Below are 18951 nucleotides of genomic sequence, written 5' to 3' on the forward strand. Positions count from 1 at the left end.
TATCTTATTTTAAAATTTCAATGCTATTTTTCTGCTGCCTGTAACAATATGGCTGCCTGTAGATTTTACGGTCTTTTAACTCAATTGCACCTGTGCGCCCAACAAAAGAGAACTGCACCTGTCCAGTTTGCTCCAAGAACTGTTGACTTATCGTCCAAGCATCTCCTCCAAAAGCTAATAAACGTTGAAATGCCATTGTTTCTGGTTGTTTCTTATAGGCTTCGATTAAATCTGCCCATTGCCCATTATATAGCGCGGGTACATCACAGAAACTCAGCCCCAAAGGTATGAACTGTCCCTGTTCAATACTCAGGGGTGTCGCATAAATATTCTTCTCAGGTAGTGGTCCCAGTTGTTCCATCCATTGATGATCACCCAATAGCAACGCGCCCTCTTTTCTTGAGAGTTTTTTTGGTAACTGATTGACCATTTCAATATCTGAACCGAATTCCGCCATTAATGCCACGAAAAACAGCGCAGTGGCTGACTCGGTTCCTGTCTGGCGTAAAACAAGTAATTTTTTCACCCCATCCTTTTTCAGCAATCGATTGAGGGCAACCGCATCATCCTGCTTGGCCAGACTATATTGCCAGACATTGGCTGACTGTGTGTTGACATCATTGAGGGCCAGTACAGGAATTTTTGGATCAAGCTCGATCACCTTTTCAATTTCAGGTCTTGCCAATGACCCAACAACCAATCGAGTCTTCGCTGTCAGCTTTTTTTTGAAGATTGAATCTATGCTATTTTTTTCAGAATCTACAAAAATAATTTTTTCTTTACTGCCAGATGCGGTATAAGCGCTCAGAAAACCGCGTTTGATGCTTTGACTCGCTCGCGCCATCGTACCCGATTCAGGTAGAATCACGAGTATGTCCGCATATACAGGACTTACAAGCGCTGCCAAACCTAGCAGCAAACAATATTTTTTGTAATACATGAGGGAGTTACCTTTTATGAGTGCTCAATTATTTGTTGTAGCAACCCCGATTGGGCACTTAGATGACATGACCTTTCGTGCGATTGATATTTTAAAATCTGTATCGGTGGTTGCGGCAGAAGACACTCGTCAATCTGCTCAATTATTTAAACACTATAATATCTCAACACCGTTAACAGCGTGCCATGATCACAATGAAAGTAACAAAATTGATCAACTTATACAAAGAATGTTAAATGGTGAAAGTATTGCTCTGATTAGTGATGCAGGAACACCGTTAATTAGTGACCCTGGATTTAAGTTAGTACGCGCAGCACAAGAACATAAGATCCGCGTCATTCCAGTACCAGGTGCCTGTGCTGCAATTGCAGCATTGAGTGCTGTAGGTTTACCAAGTGATCGCTTTAGTTTTGAAGGTTTCTTACCGTCAAAGGCTTCACAACGAATTAGCCAACTTGAAAAACTAAAAGATGAGACACAAACACTCATTTTCTATGAAGCGCCACATCGTATTTTAGACAGTGTAAAAAATATGGCTGAGGTATTTGGTGAAGATCGACCTGTAGGTTTTGCTCGTGAAATCACAAAGACCTTTGAAACTATTAAAAAAATGACTTTAAAAGAATTGGTCACTTTTATTGAAAATGATCACAACCAAGAGAAAGGTGAAATTGTAGTTGTGGTGGGTGGTGCCACTGCTGAAAAAGATATGGAGCAAGATAAATTGGATGAGTTGCTAAAACGCTTATTACAGGATTTATCAGTCAAGGCAGCATCTCAATTGGCTGCTGATTTGACAGGTATCAAAAAGAAAGTTGCTTATCAACGTGCTTTGGAACTCACTCAAAAAGATTAAAAAAAACAAAGGTGTAGATTTCTGTGAAATCTACACCTTTGTTAAGATAAAGTATCAAAACAATCTCTTTTAAGCTTTTGTACCGAAAGTATCTGGGTCTATTTTTCTTTCTGCTCTAGCTTGTTGAATGACACTAAGACCAGATGAAACACCTAAATATGCAATGATAAAAGCAACAATTAAATCTGGAAACATGGTTCCTGTCCCAAATACCCCCACCGCAGCGATAATCACTGCAATATTACCAATCGCATCATTACGGCTACAAAGCCATACTGACCGCATATTTGCATCACCATCACGGAATGCATAAAGCATTAATGCAACAACCACATTCACAACTAATGCCAGTACACCAATCGTTCCCATCAGCATTGGTTCAGGCGTGATCCCAAGCCACCATGTCCACATCACTTTCATCATAACAAAAATGCCAAACACAGCCATGGTAATACCTTTTAACAAAGCCGCTGTTGCCCGCCAATACAAGGTCATCGACAACACTGCCAATGAGATGGCATAGTTGGCGGCATCACCTGCAAAATCTAATGCATCTGCCCATAACGACACAGAACGTGCATGTGAACCACCAATAATCTCAACAAAAAACATCATTGCATTTAAAACTAAAGCAATCCAAAGTGCTTTTCTGAATTTTGGACTAATTTTTTTTGCTGGGGCACATGCTGTATTGCATCCACATCCTGCCATGACTTTTCTCACATAATCTTTTATAGTGATTTAAAACCCTAGAGTAACTCCAGAGTCAAGCATGATTAATCTTACGATTGGACAATTAGCAAAAGAGACTGGTGTGTCAGTCGATACCATTCGTTATTATGAAAAAATTGGATTGCTTGAAAAAGCAAAAAGAAGTGCGGGAAATTATCGCTATTACTCTGAACAGATGCTTTCAGAGCTTTTATTTCTAAAGCATTGCAGAGAGCTTGGAATTACGCTGCACGATATTCAAAAACTCAAAGAACTATCCGCAAAACCAGATCAAACATGTATGGAAGTGGACCATCTAATAGATCAATATCTTAATGAGGTTTCTCAGAAAATAAAAAATCTAGAACATCTCAAGCAAGATCTTTATCACTTAAAACAGCAATGCTCTCAATATCGTACAATTCAGCAATGTGGTATTTTAAAAGAGTTACATCAACCACTTGAATGTGAGCATGAATCTCACCAACATAAAAAAGCACCACAGTCGTGATGCTTTTAAATCTTTTCAGCTTATTCGTGAGTCTCACCCGGTGGCACTTCGGTAATACGCCCACCACGTGCCAAAAACGCTGCAACCTCATCTTCTAGAGCTTGGCGTTGTTTCTGTTTAGCAGTCACTGTTAAGGTTTCTGCTTCAGCCAAATCTGCATCATTGGCACTTGACTCTTCGCTATCAGCACCACTTTCTGCAGCTTTCGCTTCTTCATCGTCTACCGCAGAATCTTCAGTGTTTTCGTCGTAATCATTCATTTCCGTCATATTACTCTCCCCACAATGACTAAACTCTCATCATCGTTATTTGGTCATCAGAACTTGATGAAATTTAACAAGCTCTTCTCATTTATCAAAGCAAAATATTCATTAAATTGTGCTTTTTATAACCAAATTCACTCTGATTTATAAATGATTGTTTAAAAAATATCTACTGTTTTTTAGCAAGCATAACGAGTGTGCTGTAAAGCCCCTAATCCATTCGCTTGTCGCATAAAGCGATCTTTAAACCAATCGAATTGTTCAACTTGTTTTAGACCAAAGTTCCGTGCCCAAACAAATGGAAATAATTCTGAACTTTCTAACCACCCGATTGCTGACATACTGTGCATCATAGCGTCGTTTTGACCTTTACGTTGATGTTCATAGCGAAGCAAAGTTTGCTCATTTGCCCATACACCACGTTTTAAATCATGCAATAAAACATCACATAAAACTGCTGCGTCTAAGCAACCGATATTTACGCCCTGACCTGCCAAAGGATGGATGACATGTGCAGCATCTCCAATCAAAGCTAAACCAGATTTGATATAACGCTGAGCTGCTCTTGCTTTAAGTGGGAATTGTGCTCTTGATCTTACATCGACCACTTCACCCAACATTTGCAAACTTTCACGTGTCAGTAATTGCATAAACTCCTGATCTGATAACTTCGAATATTCATCCGCATAATCATCAGGTAGAGTCCATACAATTGATTGCCAGTAGCCATTTTCTTGTTGATCTAAGCTTGCCATAGGTAGAAATGCAAGTGGACCAGTAGGTAGAAAAATTTGGCGTGCGATATATTGATTCGGTTGTGTCGTTTTAATCGCACAACTGATTGCGGCTTGTTTGTAGTCTAAAATATCTAAATCAATATAAGCTTGCTCACGTACAAATGAGTTTGCACCATCAGCACCGATCAATAACTTAGTTTTGAGGATCGTGCCATCGGCGAGTTGAATCGACCAACCTTTTGCAATTTGCTCAATGCGAATAACTTTTACTTGAGTACGGTAATTTTTGAGCTGCTGTAACATTTTTTGCTGTATCGCAATATTCAAAACACTTGGCTCAACCATTGAACCTAAAGCTTGATCTGCACGAGGTTGCTCTTCGGAAGCATGTCCAAAATTTATTTCACCATAACCATTTTTATTCCAGACTTGCATACCTGAATATGGCATTTGTCGTGCTAAATCATTCCAAACATCAACTGTCTTTAGTAGATGAATCGTTGCTTGACTTAAAGCCAACACACGTGGATTCATCACGGCTAAAGTTTTGTCTTGATCAAGCACTGGTGCAGCATCCAATACTGTTGCTTGCACGCCACCTTGTGCTAGCAACAACGCTGTTAAACCACCGACTAATCCACCACCAACAATGACGACATCTAACATTTCACTCATGCTTTTAGTCCCATCGCATAGTTCGCAACCAAAGGCTTAATGCCAGGAATCACATCAAATGCAATCAATCCTGTATTTCTTATTAATTTAAGAAGCGGATTTTGATTACTAAAACCGCGCACCACTGAATCACAGAACTTAATCACACGCTGCTGATCTGTTAAACGTGCTTGCTCATAAGCCAATAAATTATCAGGATGACCAATATCATCAGACTTCGCTAGCTGTTCTAGTAAATAGCGAACCAATACATCAGCATCACGTAAACAAAGGTTAAAGCCCTGCCCTGCAACAGGATGAATTGTGTGCGCTGCATTACCCATGAGAACTACACGACCAACCGCCTGCTTGTGAGCCAGAACTTGTGACAATGGATAACTAAAACGTTTACCCGTTTTTTCAAATTTACCCGCACGATCACCATAAGTTTCTTGTAGAGCATCTAAGAAGTGCTGATCATTTTCTTCACCCAACCATTCAGCTTCAGTACCTTTTTTAACTGGCCAAACGACAGAACGACGATATTCACCAGGTAAAGGTAATAGCGCCAATGGTCCTAATGCGCTAAAACGCTCAAAACCAACCTGTTGATGAGGTTTAGAGGTTTGAACCGTTGTGACAATCGCAACTTGGTCATAATCATGTTCATCCACACCCACACCAATTGCTTGACGACAGAAAGAATCACGACCATCTGCTGCGATCACTAACTTTGATTTGAGCGAGTGTATATATTCACCATTACGCATGGCTTCGATGTGAACCTCATCTGCATCTTGTGTCAGTGACGTCACTTGCACCCCTTCAATTAATTCAATCAGAGGCTGCTGACGAACTTGGGTGAGTAATACTCGACCTAGCCATGCATTCTCAATTACTTGTCCAAAGCTTTCTACTTTTTCTTGTTCTGCAACTAGTCGTGCTTTACCAAAGCTACCTTGCTCTGTGATATGCACTTGTAAAATTGGGGTCGCATGCTGTTGTAATGCATCCCACAATCCTAACTTTTGATAAATTTGCACGCTACGGCGTGACAATGCGGTGTTACGCGCATCAAAGCTAGAATGATAAGGGGCAACGTTTTCGTCATCGTAATTTGGATATTTCACAGCTTCTAATAACTTTACTGCGATATTAGATTTTGCCAACATTAAGGCAAGGCTGAGTCCAACCATACCCCCACCGACAATGATGACTTGTTGCTGCATAATATTATTCCTTATCAGTTTTTCATGACTTGATGTTTGGAGACTATCTTACTCTAACTTAAATCAGCAATGGAATTTGTACTTTGTTTGGTCTGTGTTTTATTTTAATTCGACAAATAAAAAAGGCTTATCCTAGAATAAACCTTTAGATCAATATTTCTGACTTAACTAGCCATTAATTGCTCAATCTCTTCAACAGTTTTCACTACATTTTTCGTCAAAACCAATGGACCACTTTCAGTCACAACAATATCATCCTCGATACGAATGCCGATACCCCGCCATTTTGCATCAACTGTTTCATCATCGAGTGCAACATATAAACCAGGTTCAACAGTGACAACCATACCTGCTTCATAAGCACGCCAATCTTCGCCAGTCTTGTACGCACCGACATCATGCACGTCCATACCGAGCCAATGACCTGTACCATGCATAAAGAATTGACGGAATGCTTCACTCTCAACCAACTCACCCACATTGCCACTCAGCAACCCAAGATCAACCAAACCTTGAGTTAAAATCTTGACAGCTACTTCATGTGGATATTTATAGTGATTGCCAATACGAGTTGCATCAATGGCAGCCAATTGAGCATCTAAAACAATATTATAAAGTGCTTTCTGTTCAGGACTAAATTTGCCATTTACAGGGAAAGTCCGCGTAATATCCGATGCATAAAACTCATATTCACATGCTGCATCAATCAAGACCAAATCGCCATCGTTTAATGGCTTGTTATTTTCAACATAATGCAAGATACAAGCATTTTCACCACCACCGACAATGCTGTTATAAGCAGGTACACAACCCTTTTTACCAAAGATATAATTGAGTTCTGCTTCAAGTGCATACTCCATCATATTCGGTTTAACGGTTTGCATGGCACGGGTATGCGCCTCTGCACTGATATTAGATGCGATCTGCATCAATTCAATTTCTTTTGCTGATTTTTTCAAGCGCATTTCATCAACAATACGGTCTAACTGAACCACTTCAGCGGGTGCGGCACCACCACGACGCTGTTGTGCATCTGCCTTTTGAATCCATTGGCTGACACGTGCATCAAATTCCGCATTTTGGCCAATACGATAGTAAAGACGCTGTTTATTTAACAACTTGTCGATAATTTCTTCATCGAGCAGATCAATTGCATACGCTTCATCTGCATCATAGATTTCAATCGCACCATCAATCCCAGCACGATAGCCATTCCAGATTTCCATTTCACGATTACGTTCACGGCAGAACAAGCTATAGCTATATTCCTCGCCCTCTGCAAAGGTTTCGATTACCGCAACGGCTTCTGGCTCGACGAATCCAGTCAGATAATAAAAACTACTGTCTGCACGATATTTATAATCCGCATCGCGGTTACGATACATTTCTGCTCGCGTTGCAATAATGGCAATGCTATTGCTGCCTATTTGTTTAGCAAGAAGATCACGACGTTGTTTAAAATCAGCTTGAGTTAATTTCATATTATCCTACAGCTAGAAAGTCCCTCTTTTATAAAGAGGGATTTAGGGAGATTTAAAACCGCCTTAACTCGGACGATGTGGGGTGAACATTTCGACAACCGTTTGCGGATCAGTCGGCTGATTATCTTGATTTCTGCTTTTGGCATGAAAATTTTGTAACAAAGAACTTTCAGCCACAGCAATCTTTTTACGACCAATCGACAAGCTCACAGGAATCAGGCGTACAAACTCATATAATTCCTGATAGCTTTCTTCGCCTTCTTCATCATTATCAGAGTCTTCAAACTCAACTGCTGCAACATCTTGTAAATGTTCAATCAGCTCTTGTTCTTCACCACGAATATGACCTGAAGCCAAACCAAAACCTAGGACTACGCCTGCGCACCAATCGGCTAAAGCTTGCACACGATCTACAAGCAAATGGCTATCATCTGGCAACATCGGCAAATAATCTAATTCATCATCTGACAAAGCATGAGAAACATCTTCTGCTTCATCCGTTAAACTTTCGAGTGCTTCTGACTGTAAAGCTGGCACGTTGAGGGTGTTTAAAATTTGTGACCATTCATCGGTGGTTGGCGCTTGTGTGACACAAACTATACCTGTGAGTAAACCGTGTAACTCACTTGGGCTTGAAATTTCTTCAATCCCATCAAAATGGGCATTCCATTCCGTCCAACCTGAAATATCGTCTTGCATTCGTTTATCCAATCTCTATACTGCTGTATATATTACCTTTGATTGCAACTCTGTGCGACCTTCGTTATGTTAGAACAATTACAGCGTCTACAAGCGCATATTGGTGTTTTAAAAACACGCTTACATCATTTAGAGCGAGAGAATACTTCGCTTACTGAGGCTAAACAACTCGCTGAAACTGACCACCATGCACAAGTTGTGCAGAAAAATAGCATCATCACGCAAAAGCAGGAAGAAGTTGATAACTTAACTGAACAATTGTCTCAGTTACAAGATCAATTTAAACAACTGAATCAAGATGCAACAACTTTGGCTGAACGCTACGGGCGTTTAGAGAAAAGTACTACTGATTTGAAAAACCGCTTCCAGGAAATTTTGGCTGAACGTAATGATCTACGTGTAAATAAAGAGAAGTTACAAGCACAGCAACGTCATAGTCAGCAAGAAATTCAAGATTTACAACAAGATCGTGATCGCTTGCTACAAAAAAATGAGTTGGCAAAATCTAAAGTTGAGGCGATTATCCAGCGTCTGGCTGTTCTTGGTACAGCACAGGATCAACATGCACAAGAGATTCAGCAACTTGCCCACCCAAATGCTGAAACACAAGAGGAGACCTGATCATGAGTGAACCGATTGTTGTTGAACTTCGCCTCATTGAACAGACGTTTCGGCTAAACACGACTGAAGAAAAGCGTGAGGAACTAGAGCGTGCTGCTGAATTACTGAACCAGAAATTTCATGACATGCGCCGTAATGCCCCACGTGTTGAACATAACAAGCTTGTGATTATGGTTGCCCTGCAAATGGCTCAGGAAGTGTTTAGCTTAAACAAATCATTACAGAAATATGCACATTGTGAGCATTTACTTCAAACGATTTTGGAAGATATAGAACAAACTGTTGAGTAAAATTGCACAAAGCCTCATCAATTAATAATTATCTTTACAAGTAGCGATTGTCATCGTGTAAAGATCGGTTATACTAAAACTGTCTCTAGGGTGTTCGCCAGTACGTCTAGTCCCCTGCCGATACTTAAATTTATGGATGTGTCCTGTATATTTTGAGTGTATGCCTACCCCCGAGTAGGAAACCCAGTAAGTATGCGTCACCTCCACCTTGAACTCATCGGGTTCAGGGTAACGACCATGCAGCGGCATCTCTGGAGCAACTTTTTTAATTATAAAAATAATGATTTCACCTCAAGTATTTTTTAATAAACTATTTATTTTGAATAGAATTTATACTGTTAAATTAATCCCGATTAAATTTTCTAAATCTTTTTTATAATAGTTCATCACGGCTTTGTTGCACAAAGATTTGAAATGCAAAGCCCCCTAATTGAGCTAAATTTAAGGCGTAACTTGGGTAAGTGGTCGACCTAATTCCGTAAATCTGTTGAGGACTGCTACACGTGCATGAATCTCATTGACTTGGCTATCAAAACGCCTTGCACTGAGGTTATCTCCTAACAATTTAATGCAGTGCATTTTAGTTTCAACCAAACTTCGTCGATGATATAGCCTGACCATTTTTTCCATAGTGTCCTGCCTAAACGTTTAACTGTTCGAAGTCATTCATTTCGCTCTAGCGAGCTACTCTTTGTATCTTTCCATGGTTTCGCATTTTTTCTAGGTGGAATCACCGTATGTGCTTGCCAATCTGCAATGGCCTGACGGCATTGCTTGGTGTCATAAGCCCCAAAGGATGCAGCGTTGGAGGGCTGCATCGGAGTAGGTTTGATTTCGCCCTTGTTTGCCTTTTGATGGAGCATACCATTGCGTAGCAGGATCAAACCAAATGGCAATATTTCCGCGATGAATGAGTGCTCGATTATATGCAGGCCAATTGGTTGTGCGGTAGATTTTGTGTGTAGGCCTCTTCATTTGAAAATTATATCGATGAAAAGCCTTTACACATAGGTTTATGCAACAAAGCCAGTAAAATTGATTTTACAACACGACTAAATTTATTGTTTTGCATCTTTAGATCCATCCTTAGCTATTTCCCAATAGTTTTGATTCAAGTTAAGGATAAAACAAAGGAATAGAATTGACTGCATTCATTTTGATGATGTCAGTTGGGTCAAAATAAAGCCCCACTCTCAATTTATGAGAATAGGGGCTTTATTTTTCTTAAAATGAATTATGATTTATTCAAACGTAAAGCATTCACCACAACAGAGAGCGAGCTTAATGACATTGCTACAGCAGCAAACATTGGTGTGAGCAATAATCCTGTTAGTGGATAAAATAAACCTGCTGCAACAGGAACACCTAATCCATTATAAACAAAAGAGAATGCAAGATTTTGCTTCATATTTTTTACCCCTAATTTTGCCATATGAACTGCTTGTGCAACCCCTTGAATGTCCCCTTTAACTAAAGTCACTTGCGCTGTTTGCTTGGCAATATCTGTTCCTGTTCCCATCGCAATACCAACATTCGCCTGCGCCAGTGCTGGTGCATCGTTGATACCGTCCCCAGCCATTGCCACAATTTTTCCCTGAGCTTGTGCTTGTTTCACAATTTCAAGTTTTTGCTTAGGATCAAGATTGGCATAGACTGTTTTAATACCTAAAGCATCTGCAACCATATTTGCATTTTTCTGATGATCACCAGTTGCCATAATTACTTCAATTCCATCAGCATGTAGTTGATCAATCAAAGTTTTGGCATTTTGTTTGATTGCATCATGAATCGAAATATAGGCAATCACTTCTTGTTCTGACATCAAAAAACTAAACACATCGCCTTGTGCACGTTTTTGATCCAACTCATGGATTAAATCAGCATCTAAGGTCAACGCCAACTGTTCAATAAGCTTCTGACTGCCAATATACAGGGTCTGGTGATCAATGCTTCCTTTCACACCAAAGCCTGTGACATCTTCAAAATCAGAAACATTGAGCAATTGATTTGGATCAACCAGTTTAGTTAATGTCTGTGCAATTGGATGTGTCGAATATTGTTCAATTGATGCAATCCATAACTCAATTTGTGTCTGGCTATACGCTTCAGATAAAGACCGAATCTCTTTTAAACTTGGCTTACCCTCGGTCAATGTTCCTGTTTTATCAATAATCAGGGTATTGACCTTGCTTAAGGCTTCAATTGCTTCTGCATCTTTAAACAGCACACCTTTTTGAGCTGCTCGACCCGTGGTTGCCATCACTGACATCGGTGTTGCCAAGCCAAGAGCACATGGACAAGCAATAATCAAAACAGCGACTGCACACATTAAAGCCAAATCAAACTGTGCTTTCCCAAATACCATCCACGCAATAAAAGTCAGCACACTGATACTGAGTACGGCGATCACAAAATATTTTGCAACCACATCTGCAATTCGTTGCAATGGTGCTTTGGAGCGTTGCGCATCAGCGACAGTTTGGATCATTTTGGCTAATGTCGTGTTCGTACCCACAGCAGTTGTTTGGATTCGAATAGCGCCTTGTTGATTAATTGTCCCGCCAATCACTCGGTCATCTTTTTCCTTTTTCACAGGAACAGGCTCACCTGTCATCATGGATTCATCAACATAGGTCTTTCCATCAACGACTAGACCATCTAATGGAATTTGCTCACCCGATGATATTTGCAAAATATCACCTTGTTTGACCATCGCTATATCTACTTCAACAACTTGATCATGCTGCACAAGTTTCGCTTTAGCAGGTTGTAAACGCAGTAAAGCTTTTAATGAATTTGCTGTTTGTGAACGTGCTTTTAGTTCTAAAATTTGACCCAACAAGCTCAATGAAACAATCATACATGCTGCTTCAAAATACACAGCAACACCGTGTCCTGTTTTCGCTTCAATAGGGATGAATGATGGAAAAATCGTGGCAATAACACTATAAATAAATGCTGCAAGTACCCCGACACCAATCAAACTCCACATATTCAGATGTCCTGTTTTATAAGACACCCAGCAACGTTGTAAAATGGGATAACCCGCCCATAACACCACAGGCAAACTTAAAAGAAGTTCAATCCACGGCTGAATATGTGGCGAAATAAAGGCATGAATATGTGAACCCATGGCCAAGATCATCACCAACAAACTCAAAGGTAATGTAGTCCAAAAACGTCGACTAAAATCTACTAGCTCAGGATTTGGTCCATCATCCAAAGTGGGTTGCATCGGTTCCAGTGCCATCCCACAAATTGGGCAAGTTCCTGGCCCTTTTTGTACAATTTCAGGATCCATTGGACAGGTATAATCCATGTCCATTGCTCCCTCGGGAACTGGACGCTGATCGACTGGAATTAGATAAAATTCAGGGTCATGTTTAAATTTGTCCAGACAGGAGGGATTACAGAAATAATAAGTTTTACCTTCATAATCTGTTTTTAAATCTGTCGTGGTTTTGACTGACATACCACAAACAGGATCAATTTCTGTATCAACTAAATTGCTTTCACTTGAATGATCATGCTTTCCACCACAACAAGAAGAAGATTTTTTAGCTTCATCTTGAATAGATGCTACTTCTGGTTTAGAGCCACAACATGAACTTAGTTTTTGCTTCGTTGGCTTAGACTCACAACAAGAAGATGTTTGAGCTAATTCAATAGGCTGCTGTGGTTCACTTTCACAACATGAACCTGCTTTTTGTTGAGGCTGCTTAGCACAGCAAGATGATGTCAATTTTAGATCTTGATCTGATTTTAAATAATTTTCAGGTTTTGAGCTGAATTTCTGTTGGCAACCTGCTGAACAGAATAAATAGCGGATACCTAGATAATCAAAATAGTACTGCGAATTTTCAGCGACTGTCATACTGCAAACTGGATCAATGTATTCGTACACAAGCGATACTTCATTTTTAGAACAGCATGAAGATGGTTGTTGAGTCATGACGACACCTATCTTTTCTTTCTCGATAGGACTAGGATAAAGTCTGTACCTAGGTACAGAGTCAAGTGCTTTTTCACTATCCCAACAAAGGTATGAGAAAATGAACCTTACAATCGGAAAATTAGCAAAATCCTGCCACGTTAATGTCGAAACCATTCGTTATTATCAGCGTATAGGTTTAATGCGTGTACCTGAAAGTACTCAAAGTTACCGACATTATAGTCAGCAAGACTTAGAGACCTTGAGCTTTATTCAGAAAGCGAAGGATGCTGGATTACAACTGAATGAAATTAAAGAATTGCTCACATTGAATTTAGAAGATCGCATCCAAGTGAGACATGTTATTGAACAACGATTGAGCAAGATCGATGAAAGAATTCAGGAACTTATGGGTCTTAAGCAAAGACTTTCCACATGGTTAGACGAGTGTAAAACGACAGAAAATGAATGTTGCCCAATATTGATGGAACTCAAACAATAAATTCCATCAATCAATCTAGACAGTTGAATCAATACTCATCAAAAAAGTACATAACATTAAATAAATGACCAAATCACATTTTCATCCTTCTGTTTCAATAAGAAACTGGTTTGGTAATCATCGGCGACGATGAGATGCTGATTAGAGATCATCATTACTTTCAACAGCGTATCATTGTGATAAACCAAATCATTTTTACCTTCTTTAGTTAAGATAAGCATTTGATCTAAGACAATTACATTTTTTGAATCAAACATACTTTTCCCCTCTCAACATTACCCTATGGTCTTTTCAATATTTTTATAAAGTGACACAGTGAATATCGTAACGAATGAAATAAAACACCCCATTCATTCATAGCGCTAAAATATTCCTTTTAATTGTTTAAATATGTGAAATAACCAAGTATTTGCAATTTTCACAGCAAGATTATAGAGCACTTTTTACGCAATTTGTGATATTTTTGCCACATAAAACCAAAATTTGTTATTTTATTCTTATTTTTGACAGCACACTGATTAAGTCTAGTGCTACAGCTGTGTGATTACTTTGAATTGTCAGAATCCAGAACTGACCAACAAGATTAGAACTTCAATTTATTTAGATACTTAAGCACACTTAAATCAAGTATGATTCTCGAGGCTTTGTTATATTTTGAATACGATGAATAGTGATTTACATGTACTCAGAAAAGATATTCGTTTAAAAAGAAAACGAGTGAATCGCTTTGAACATAAAAAAAGTGAGCAAGACGCTTTAAATCGCCTCAGATCAATACCTCAATTCAAGTTTGCAAAAAGCGTTGGATTGTATCTTCATGCTTTTGGCGAAGTGCACACTCACAAACTCATTCAACTTTGTTTTAAACACAAAAAACTCGTTTACCTACCCATGATCTGCACGATGAATCAAGAACTTGTATGGGTAAAAATCAGCTCCAGTCAATATTTAAATAAACGCTTTTCCCATCATCCACTCGGGATGAAAGAACCCATGGCAAGTCGCGGTCATCATATTTCCATTTTGGATATTTTAATTATGCCTTTACTTGCCTGTGATCACTTAGGGACACGAATCGGCATGGGAGGTGGTTTCTATGATCGTACTTTGGCAAGTGCGCCGCATCGACCTTTTCGTTTGGGTCTCGCTCATACATTTCAATATATTGATCAAACTTTACCTAGACAAAAATGGGATCAACCGATTCATGGTTTACTAACACCTAAAAAGTTCTATATTTTCAAGCCTTAACCTTATTGTTCTAATATTTTTTAGAAAAAAACCGACCAATTTAGTTTTTTTAATATTTTCTAAGTAAAAACCCTTGTAATTTTTGAAATGCACATCACTATAAAAAACATGGCAACACCGTTGTCACTCATTAGGAGTGCCCATGTCTGAATATATTTTAAATAATGAATCAAGCTTAGAGCCACAGGTTCCAAGTGTATTACCACTATTAGCATTACGTGATGTTGTGGTCTATCCACACATGCAAATTGCGCTATTTGTGGGTCGTGAAAAATCGATCAATGCAGTGGATGTGGCTCGTAACGGTGACAATTTAGTATTTGTAGTTGCGCAAAAAGATTCGCTTACAGAAGAAATTGATCACGATAACCTCTATCAATATGGAACTGTGGCTAAAATCGTACAAGTCGTAAATCATGAAAATGATGAAAACTGCATTAAAGTACTGATTGAAGGTCTGCATCGTTCTAAATTAGAGCGCATCATTGATGGTGAAGAATACTTGACTGCCGAGCACAGTCTCAGTCCAATTACATTACCATTGGATAAGGAAGCTCAAGCAACTCGCTTAAACGAATTACGTACCCTATTCGCTCAATATGCTGAAGCGAAATTACGCAATGCACGTGAGCTTGTTGCAGCAGCTAATAAAATCGAAGACCTGTTACAACTGATGTTCTTCGTTGCGACCCGTGTGCCTTTAAACATTGAAGTGAAACAAAACTTTTTAGAGCACGACGAGTTTGAAGCGCATTTGCAAGAGTTGATGAGCTATTTGGTGAATCAATCTGCTGAACAGCAAATTGAACAAACGTTACATGACAGTGTTAAACGTCAAATGGAAAAGAACCAGCGTGAATACTTTCTAAATGAAAAAATGAAAGTTATTCAACGTGAACTTTCTGATATGAACGGCGGTGCTGAAGATGACGTTGCGGAAATTGAAAAACGTCTTGCTGAAGCAGATTTGCCTGAACATGTACGCAAAAAAGCTGAAGCCGAGTTTCGCAAACTGAAAGCAATGCAACCTGCATCAAGCGAAGCTGCCGTTGTTCGTAACTATCTAGAAGTCATTTTAGATACACCTTGGAATAAGGCGAGCAAAGTCAGCATTAACTTAGCGAAAGCACAGGAAATTCTTGATACAGATCATTACGGCTTAGATGACGTCAAAGATCGTATTGTTGAATATCTTGCAGTGCAATCTCGTGTGAAAAAACTCCGTGGTCCTATTCTTTGTCTAGTTGGTCCTCCAGGTGTGGGTAAAACATCACTTGGTGAGTCTGTTGCTAAAGCAACAGGTCGTGAGTTTGTTCGCATGGCGCTTGGTGGTGTACGTGATGAAGCTGAGATCCGTGGTCACCGTCGTACTTATATTGGTGCGATGCCGGGTAAAATTGTACAATCTTTAACAAAAGTTGGCGTGAAGAACCCACTGTTCTTACTCGACGAAATTGACAAGATGGCACAAGACTACCGTGGCGATCCTGCATCAGCATTATTGGAAGTACTTGATCCATCACAAAACAGTAAGTTCAACGATCATTATTTAGATCTTGATCTTGATCTTTCAGAAGTCATGTTCATCTGTACGGCTAACAGCATGAATATTCCTGAAGCATTGCTTGACCGTATGGAAGTCATTCGTCTACCGGGTTATACCGAAGATGAGAAAGTAAATATTGCTGAACGTTACCTTGTTCCAAAAGCGATTAAGAACAATGGTCTACGTGCAAAAGAATTGACTGTTCACGAAGAAGCAATCCGTGACATCGTACAACGTTATACACGTGAAGCGGGTGTCCGTAGCCTAGAGCGTGAAGTGTCTAAAATTGCACGTAAAGTGGTGAAAGAAGCCGTTAGCAAGAAGTCTAAAAACTTACAAGTTGATGTCACTTCTGCCAATCTTCCTGAATACCTAGGTCCACACAAATTTGACTTTGGTGTTGCTGAAGATGAAGCGCAAGTCGGTCGTGTAAATGGTTTAGCTTGGACTTCGGTAGGTGGTGAATTGCTTACTATTGAAGTTGCAGCCGTGAAAGGTAAAGGTAAATTCATTACGACGGGTTCGCTCGGTGATGTGATGAAAGAATCGATTACTGCTGCAATGACTGTAGTTCGTACTCGTGCTGATGAATTAGGTATTGAAGCATCACGTTTTGATGAAACTGATGTCCATGTTCACTTACCTGAAGGTGCAACGCCAAAAGATGGTCCATCTGCTGGTCTAGCACTCACAACTGCGCTTGTATCAGCATTTACTGGTATTGCGATTCGTCCAGACATTGCGATGACAGGTGAAACGAGTCTAGGTGGTCGTGCGATGCGTATTGGTGGTCTAAAAGAAAAACTTCTTGCAGCTCACCGTGGTGGAATTAAATTAGTTTTTATTCCACAAGATAACGTTCGTGACTTGGCTGAGATTCCTGACAATGTAAAAGAAGGCTTAGAAATCAAAGCTGTAAAAAGTATTGATGAGATCTTACCTTTAGCATTGACGGATACGCCGAAGCCTTTAGCTAAAACGCCTATTGTTAAACCAGTAGAAGAAGCAAAGGCTGCGCGCCATTAAACAAGTAAGTAAATGAAAATTAAAGAGAGCTTAGGCTCTCTTTTTTTGTTACATAATTGGGTTGAAAAACAACCAATATATTGCATAATAAAATAGAGTCGATAAAAATAAAGATGAAGCTTGACTCAGTGAACCCATTTTTTAGTGTCATCCGAACTCCAGACTGATGACACTTTGATCGCAGCTCAAACGCAATTTTGAGCTGCGTTTTTTATACAACGTAATCAATAAATACACTTTCAGCGACTATTCCCTTTCATGCTGATCACTATCGATAAAGAACACTGTTTATAATAGGCGTAATTTCTCGATCTATTTATTCTATGAAAATTCGTATTCTGACTATCGGACAAAAAATGCCTGCTTGGGTGTTAACTGGATTTGAAGACTATTTCAAACGCATTCAACCTTTTGTACAAACTCAAGTGATTGAACTCCCGATGGCAAAACGAGGCAAAAATGATTCCGAAGCAGATATTTTAAAATATTGTCAAATTGAAGGCGATAGTATTTTAAATGCACTTAAACCCAATGAAACGTTAATTGCCTTAGAAGTAGGTGGTCGAGAACTCAGTACAGAAAAACTGGCAGATACCATGAAACAATGGATGCTTGAAGGCAATGATATTGCTCTTGCGATTGGTGGTCCTGATGGACATTCAGACGCAGTTCGCAAAGCAGCAGCTTGGCATTGGTCTCTTTCTAAATTGACAATGCCACATCCCATGGTTCGTATTCTACTGATTGAACAACTTTATAGAGCGATGAGTATCAATCATAATCATCCTTATCATCGTGCTTAAAATTGTTCTGATTATAGAACAATCTGTTGATGTTTAAGGGCTGTCATTGTTCTCATGAATTTGTCACGATAATGATGTATTTCCAATCAGGTGCTTATCTATGAATTTCCAGACTTTACCCGGGTTATTTATTTCTCATGGTTCTCCCATGCTTGCACTTGATCCTGAACAAGTGGGTCCCGCATTGCATCGTTTAAGCAATAATTTACCAAAACCGCAAGCAATTATTGTGATGTCTGCTCATTGGGAAAGCCAAGCGCTAGAAGTGAGTACATCAACTCGAGCTCAAACGTGGCATGATTTTCGTGGTTTCCCCCCTGAACTTTATGAGATCCGTTATCCTGCTGCGGGCGCTCCAAAACTTGCTGAGGAAATACTGACTCTATTTGCAGAAGCAGATATTCCTGCACATGCAAATAGCACACGACCACGAGATCACGGTGTATGGATGCCTTTATTACATATGTATCCAGAAGCAGATATTCCTGTGATTGAAATTTCCTTACCCATCGAAATGAATGCTGAGCAAATTTACAAAATCGGGCAAGTTTTAGCACCTTTACGTGAACAACAAATTTTATTAATTGGCTCTGGTAGCATTACCCATAATCTTTCTGAACTTTCATGGCATGCAGATGCTGAAGTTCCAATATGGGCAAGCACATTTCGAAATAGTGTAGTTAGTAAACTGAATCATCAAGATTATGACGCTGTACTTGACTGGCCATCTTTACCCTACGTGCAACGAAATCATCCTACCCTTGAACATTTTGCACCATTATTCTTTGCAATGGGAACAGGTCATCGTTTTAGTATCGTGCATAGTAGTTTTTCAATGGGATCATTAGGTATGGATATTTATCGTTTTGATTAAAAACCAAACATCAGACTTTTCAAATG

The 18951-nt window shown here is 39.5% G+C and carries 20 protein-coding genes and 1 other RNA gene; 10 read left to right on the plus strand and 11 right to left on the minus strand.

The window, feature by feature from the left end; genetic code table 11:
• Nucleotides 1-4: 4 nt before the first annotated feature.
• A complete protein-coding gene (locus tag M5121_RS02750; RefSeq protein WP_249570246.1) occupies nt 5-940 on the minus strand; it encodes a penicillin-binding protein activator in 936 nt (311 codons plus the stop codon).
• Between the two features lie 16 nt (nt 941-956).
• Between M5121_RS02750 and rsmI the strand changes: the two genes are divergently transcribed.
• Nucleotides 957-1796, plus strand: a complete 840-nt coding sequence (gene rsmI / locus M5121_RS02755; RefSeq protein ID WP_249570247.1) for a 16S rRNA (cytidine(1402)-2'-O)-methyltransferase — start codon at nt 957-959, stop codon at nt 1794-1796.
• A gap of 69 nt (nt 1797-1865) precedes the next feature.
• Here rsmI and M5121_RS02760 read toward each other — a convergent pair whose 3' ends face one another.
• Entirely contained in the window at nt 1866-2507 is a 642-nt protein-coding gene (locus tag M5121_RS02760) for a cation efflux transmembrane domain-containing protein (protein WP_249570248.1), read from the minus strand.
• Between the two features lie 61 nt (nt 2508-2568).
• On the opposite strand from M5121_RS02760, the gene M5121_RS02765 reads away from it, so the two are divergent.
• Nucleotides 2569-3018 carry a MerR family transcriptional regulator gene (locus M5121_RS02765; RefSeq protein ID WP_249570249.1) on the plus strand — a complete coding sequence of 150 codons (450 nt, stop codon included), beginning with the start codon at nt 2569-2571 and terminating at the stop codon, nt 3016-3018.
• A gap of 20 nt (nt 3019-3038) precedes the next feature.
• Here the strand turns inward: M5121_RS02765 and M5121_RS02770 are convergent, their stop codons facing one another.
• From M5121_RS02770 to M5121_RS02790, 5 genes are all read right to left on the minus strand, one after another.
• The gene (locus M5121_RS02770) at nt 3039-3287 is read right to left on the minus strand and encodes a hypothetical protein (RefSeq protein ID WP_004663162.1); all 249 of its coding nucleotides are present in this window, start codon (nt 3285-3287) and stop codon (nt 3039-3041) included.
• Between the two features lie 173 nt (nt 3288-3460).
• Nucleotides 3461-4693, minus strand: coding sequence for an FAD-dependent monooxygenase (locus M5121_RS02775; protein WP_249570250.1), 1233 nt, complete (start codon nt 4691-4693; stop codon nt 3461-3463).
• Complete coding sequence (gene ubiH / locus M5121_RS02780) at nt 4690-5901, minus strand: 2-octaprenyl-6-methoxyphenyl hydroxylase (protein WP_249570251.1); 1212 nt, start codon at nt 5899-5901, stop codon at nt 4690-4692. Before ubiH ends, M5121_RS02775 begins: the two co-directional genes overlap by 4 nt.
• Before the next feature lie 164 nt (nt 5902-6065).
• Complete coding sequence (locus tag M5121_RS02785) at nt 6066-7382, minus strand: aminopeptidase P N-terminal domain-containing protein (RefSeq protein ID WP_249570252.1); 1317 nt, start codon at nt 7380-7382, stop codon at nt 6066-6068.
• Between the two features lie 63 nt (nt 7383-7445).
• Entirely contained in the window at nt 7446-8081 is a 636-nt protein-coding gene (locus M5121_RS02790) for a UPF0149 family protein (RefSeq protein ID WP_249570253.1), read from the minus strand.
• 66 nt (nt 8082-8147) lie between these two features.
• Between M5121_RS02790 and M5121_RS02795 the strand changes: the two genes are divergently transcribed.
• The 3 genes from M5121_RS02795 to ssrS all read left to right on the plus strand — a co-directional run bounded on the left by M5121_RS02795 (nt 8148) and on the right by ssrS (nt 9254).
• Complete coding sequence (locus M5121_RS02795; RefSeq protein ID WP_249570254.1) at nt 8148-8702, plus strand: hypothetical protein; 555 nt, start codon at nt 8148-8150, stop codon at nt 8700-8702.
• A gap of 2 nt (nt 8703-8704) precedes the next feature.
• The gene (locus M5121_RS02800) at nt 8705-8992 is read left to right on the plus strand and encodes a cell division protein ZapA (RefSeq protein WP_249570255.1); all 288 of its coding nucleotides are present in this window, start codon (nt 8705-8707) and stop codon (nt 8990-8992) included.
• Between the two features lie 79 nt (nt 8993-9071).
• Nucleotides 9072-9254: non-coding RNA, 6S RNA (gene ssrS, locus M5121_RS02805), on the plus strand.
• A 179-nt stretch (nt 9255-9433) separates the two neighbouring features.
• Here ssrS and M5121_RS15955 read toward each other — a convergent pair.
• From M5121_RS15955 to M5121_RS02815, 3 genes are all read right to left on the minus strand, one after another.
• Nucleotides 9434-9622, minus strand: a complete 189-nt coding sequence (locus M5121_RS15955) for a transposase (protein WP_502798262.1) — start codon at nt 9620-9622, stop codon at nt 9434-9436.
• A gap of 32 nt (nt 9623-9654) precedes the next feature.
• Nucleotides 9655-9855, minus strand: coding sequence for a hypothetical protein (locus M5121_RS15960; protein ID WP_502798263.1), 201 nt, complete (start codon nt 9853-9855; stop codon nt 9655-9657).
• Nucleotides 9856-10226: 371 nt separating this feature from the next.
• The gene (locus M5121_RS02815) at nt 10227-12944 is read right to left on the minus strand and encodes a heavy metal translocating P-type ATPase (RefSeq protein ID WP_249570256.1); all 2718 of its coding nucleotides are present in this window, start codon (nt 12942-12944) and stop codon (nt 10227-10229) included.
• 100 nt (nt 12945-13044) lie between these two features.
• Between M5121_RS02815 and M5121_RS02820 the strand changes: the two genes are divergently transcribed.
• Nucleotides 13045-13425 (plus strand): MerR family transcriptional regulator, encoded by a 381-nt coding sequence (locus M5121_RS02820; protein WP_249570257.1) that lies wholly within the window; start codon nt 13045-13047, stop codon nt 13423-13425.
• A gap of 56 nt (nt 13426-13481) precedes the next feature.
• On the opposite strand, the gene M5121_RS02825 is transcribed toward M5121_RS02820, so the two are convergent.
• Nucleotides 13482-13682 carry a hypothetical protein gene (locus M5121_RS02825; RefSeq protein ID WP_004663186.1) on the minus strand — a complete coding sequence of 67 codons (201 nt, stop codon included), beginning with the start codon at nt 13680-13682 and terminating at the stop codon, nt 13482-13484.
• A gap of 406 nt (nt 13683-14088) precedes the next feature.
• Here M5121_RS02825 and M5121_RS02830 point away from each other — a divergent pair, with 406 nt between their 5' ends.
• The 4 genes from M5121_RS02830 to M5121_RS02845 all read left to right on the plus strand — a co-directional run bounded on the left by M5121_RS02830 (nt 14089) and on the right by M5121_RS02845 (nt 18925).
• Complete coding sequence (locus M5121_RS02830; RefSeq protein ID WP_249570258.1) at nt 14089-14676, plus strand: 5-formyltetrahydrofolate cyclo-ligase; 588 nt, start codon at nt 14089-14091, stop codon at nt 14674-14676.
• Between the two features lie 142 nt (nt 14677-14818).
• Nucleotides 14819-17248, plus strand: coding sequence for an endopeptidase La (lon, locus tag M5121_RS02835; RefSeq protein ID WP_249570259.1), 2430 nt, complete (start codon nt 14819-14821; stop codon nt 17246-17248).
• Nucleotides 17249-17571: 323 nt separating this feature from the next.
• Nucleotides 17572-18051 carry a 23S rRNA (pseudouridine(1915)-N(3))-methyltransferase RlmH gene (rlmH, locus tag M5121_RS02840; RefSeq protein WP_004663191.1) on the plus strand — a complete coding sequence of 160 codons (480 nt, stop codon included), beginning with the start codon at nt 17572-17574 and terminating at the stop codon, nt 18049-18051.
• A 100-nt stretch (nt 18052-18151) separates the two neighbouring features.
• A complete protein-coding gene (locus tag M5121_RS02845; protein ID WP_046739158.1) occupies nt 18152-18925 on the plus strand; it encodes a DODA-type extradiol aromatic ring-opening family dioxygenase in 774 nt (257 codons plus the stop codon).
• Nucleotides 18926-18951 lie beyond the last annotated feature (26 nt).

Origin of the sequence: Acinetobacter sp. ANC5681, from assembly GCF_023488045.1 — a bacterium.
Taxonomy (GTDB): domain Bacteria; phylum Pseudomonadota; class Gammaproteobacteria; order Pseudomonadales; family Moraxellaceae; genus Acinetobacter.

Coding starts and splice junctions, on each gene's coding strand:
- M5121_RS02800 (WP_249570255.1), top strand. CDS start 8,705: ATGAGTGAACCGATTGTTGTTGAACTTCGCCTCATTGAACAGACGTTT.
- M5121_RS02790 (WP_249570253.1), bottom strand. CDS start 8,081: ATGCAAGACGATATTTCAGGTTGGACGGAATGGAATGCCCATTTTGAT.
- M5121_RS02765 (WP_249570249.1), top strand. CDS start 2,569: ATGATTAATCTTACGATTGGACAATTAGCAAAAGAGACTGGTGTGTCA.
- M5121_RS02750 (WP_249570246.1), bottom strand. CDS start 940: ATGTATTACAAAAAATATTGTTTGCTGCTAGGTTTGGCAGCGCTTGTA.
- M5121_RS02770 (WP_004663162.1), bottom strand. CDS start 3,287: ATGACGGAAATGAATGATTACGACGAAAACACTGAAGATTCTGCGGTA.
- M5121_RS15960 (WP_502798263.1), bottom strand. CDS start 9,855: ATGCTCCATCAAAAGGCAAACAAGGGCGAAATCAAACCTACTCCGATG.
- M5121_RS02825 (WP_004663186.1), bottom strand. CDS start 13,682: ATGTTTGATTCAAAAAATGTAATTGTCTTAGATCAAATGCTTATCTTA.
- ubiH (WP_249570251.1), bottom strand. CDS start 5,901: ATGCAGCAACAAGTCATCATTGTCGGTGGGGGTATGGTTGGACTCAGC.
- lon (WP_249570259.1), top strand. CDS start 14,819: ATGTCTGAATATATTTTAAATAATGAATCAAGCTTAGAGCCACAGGTT.
- M5121_RS02785 (WP_249570252.1), bottom strand. CDS start 7,382: ATGAAATTAACTCAAGCTGATTTTAAACAACGTCGTGATCTTCTTGCT.
- rsmI (WP_249570247.1), top strand. CDS start 957: ATGAGTGCTCAATTATTTGTTGTAGCAACCCCGATTGGGCACTTAGAT.
- M5121_RS02775 (WP_249570250.1), bottom strand. CDS start 4,693: ATGAGTGAAATGTTAGATGTCGTCATTGTTGGTGGTGGATTAGTCGGT.
- M5121_RS15955 (WP_502798262.1), bottom strand. CDS start 9,622: ATGGAAAAAATGGTCAGGCTATATCATCGACGAAGTTTGGTTGAAACT.
- rlmH (WP_004663191.1), top strand. CDS start 17,572: ATGAAAATTCGTATTCTGACTATCGGACAAAAAATGCCTGCTTGGGTG.
- M5121_RS02820 (WP_249570257.1), top strand. CDS start 13,045: ATGAACCTTACAATCGGAAAATTAGCAAAATCCTGCCACGTTAATGTC.
- M5121_RS02845 (WP_046739158.1), top strand. CDS start 18,152: ATGAATTTCCAGACTTTACCCGGGTTATTTATTTCTCATGGTTCTCCC.
- M5121_RS02760 (WP_249570248.1), bottom strand. CDS start 2,507: ATGGCAGGATGTGGATGCAATACAGCATGTGCCCCAGCAAAAAAAATT.
- M5121_RS02795 (WP_249570254.1), top strand. CDS start 8,148: ATGTTAGAACAATTACAGCGTCTACAAGCGCATATTGGTGTTTTAAAA.
- M5121_RS02815 (WP_249570256.1), bottom strand. CDS start 12,944: ATGACTCAACAACCATCTTCATGCTGTTCTAAAAATGAAGTATCGCTT.
- M5121_RS02830 (WP_249570258.1), top strand. CDS start 14,089: ATGAATAGTGATTTACATGTACTCAGAAAAGATATTCGTTTAAAAAGA.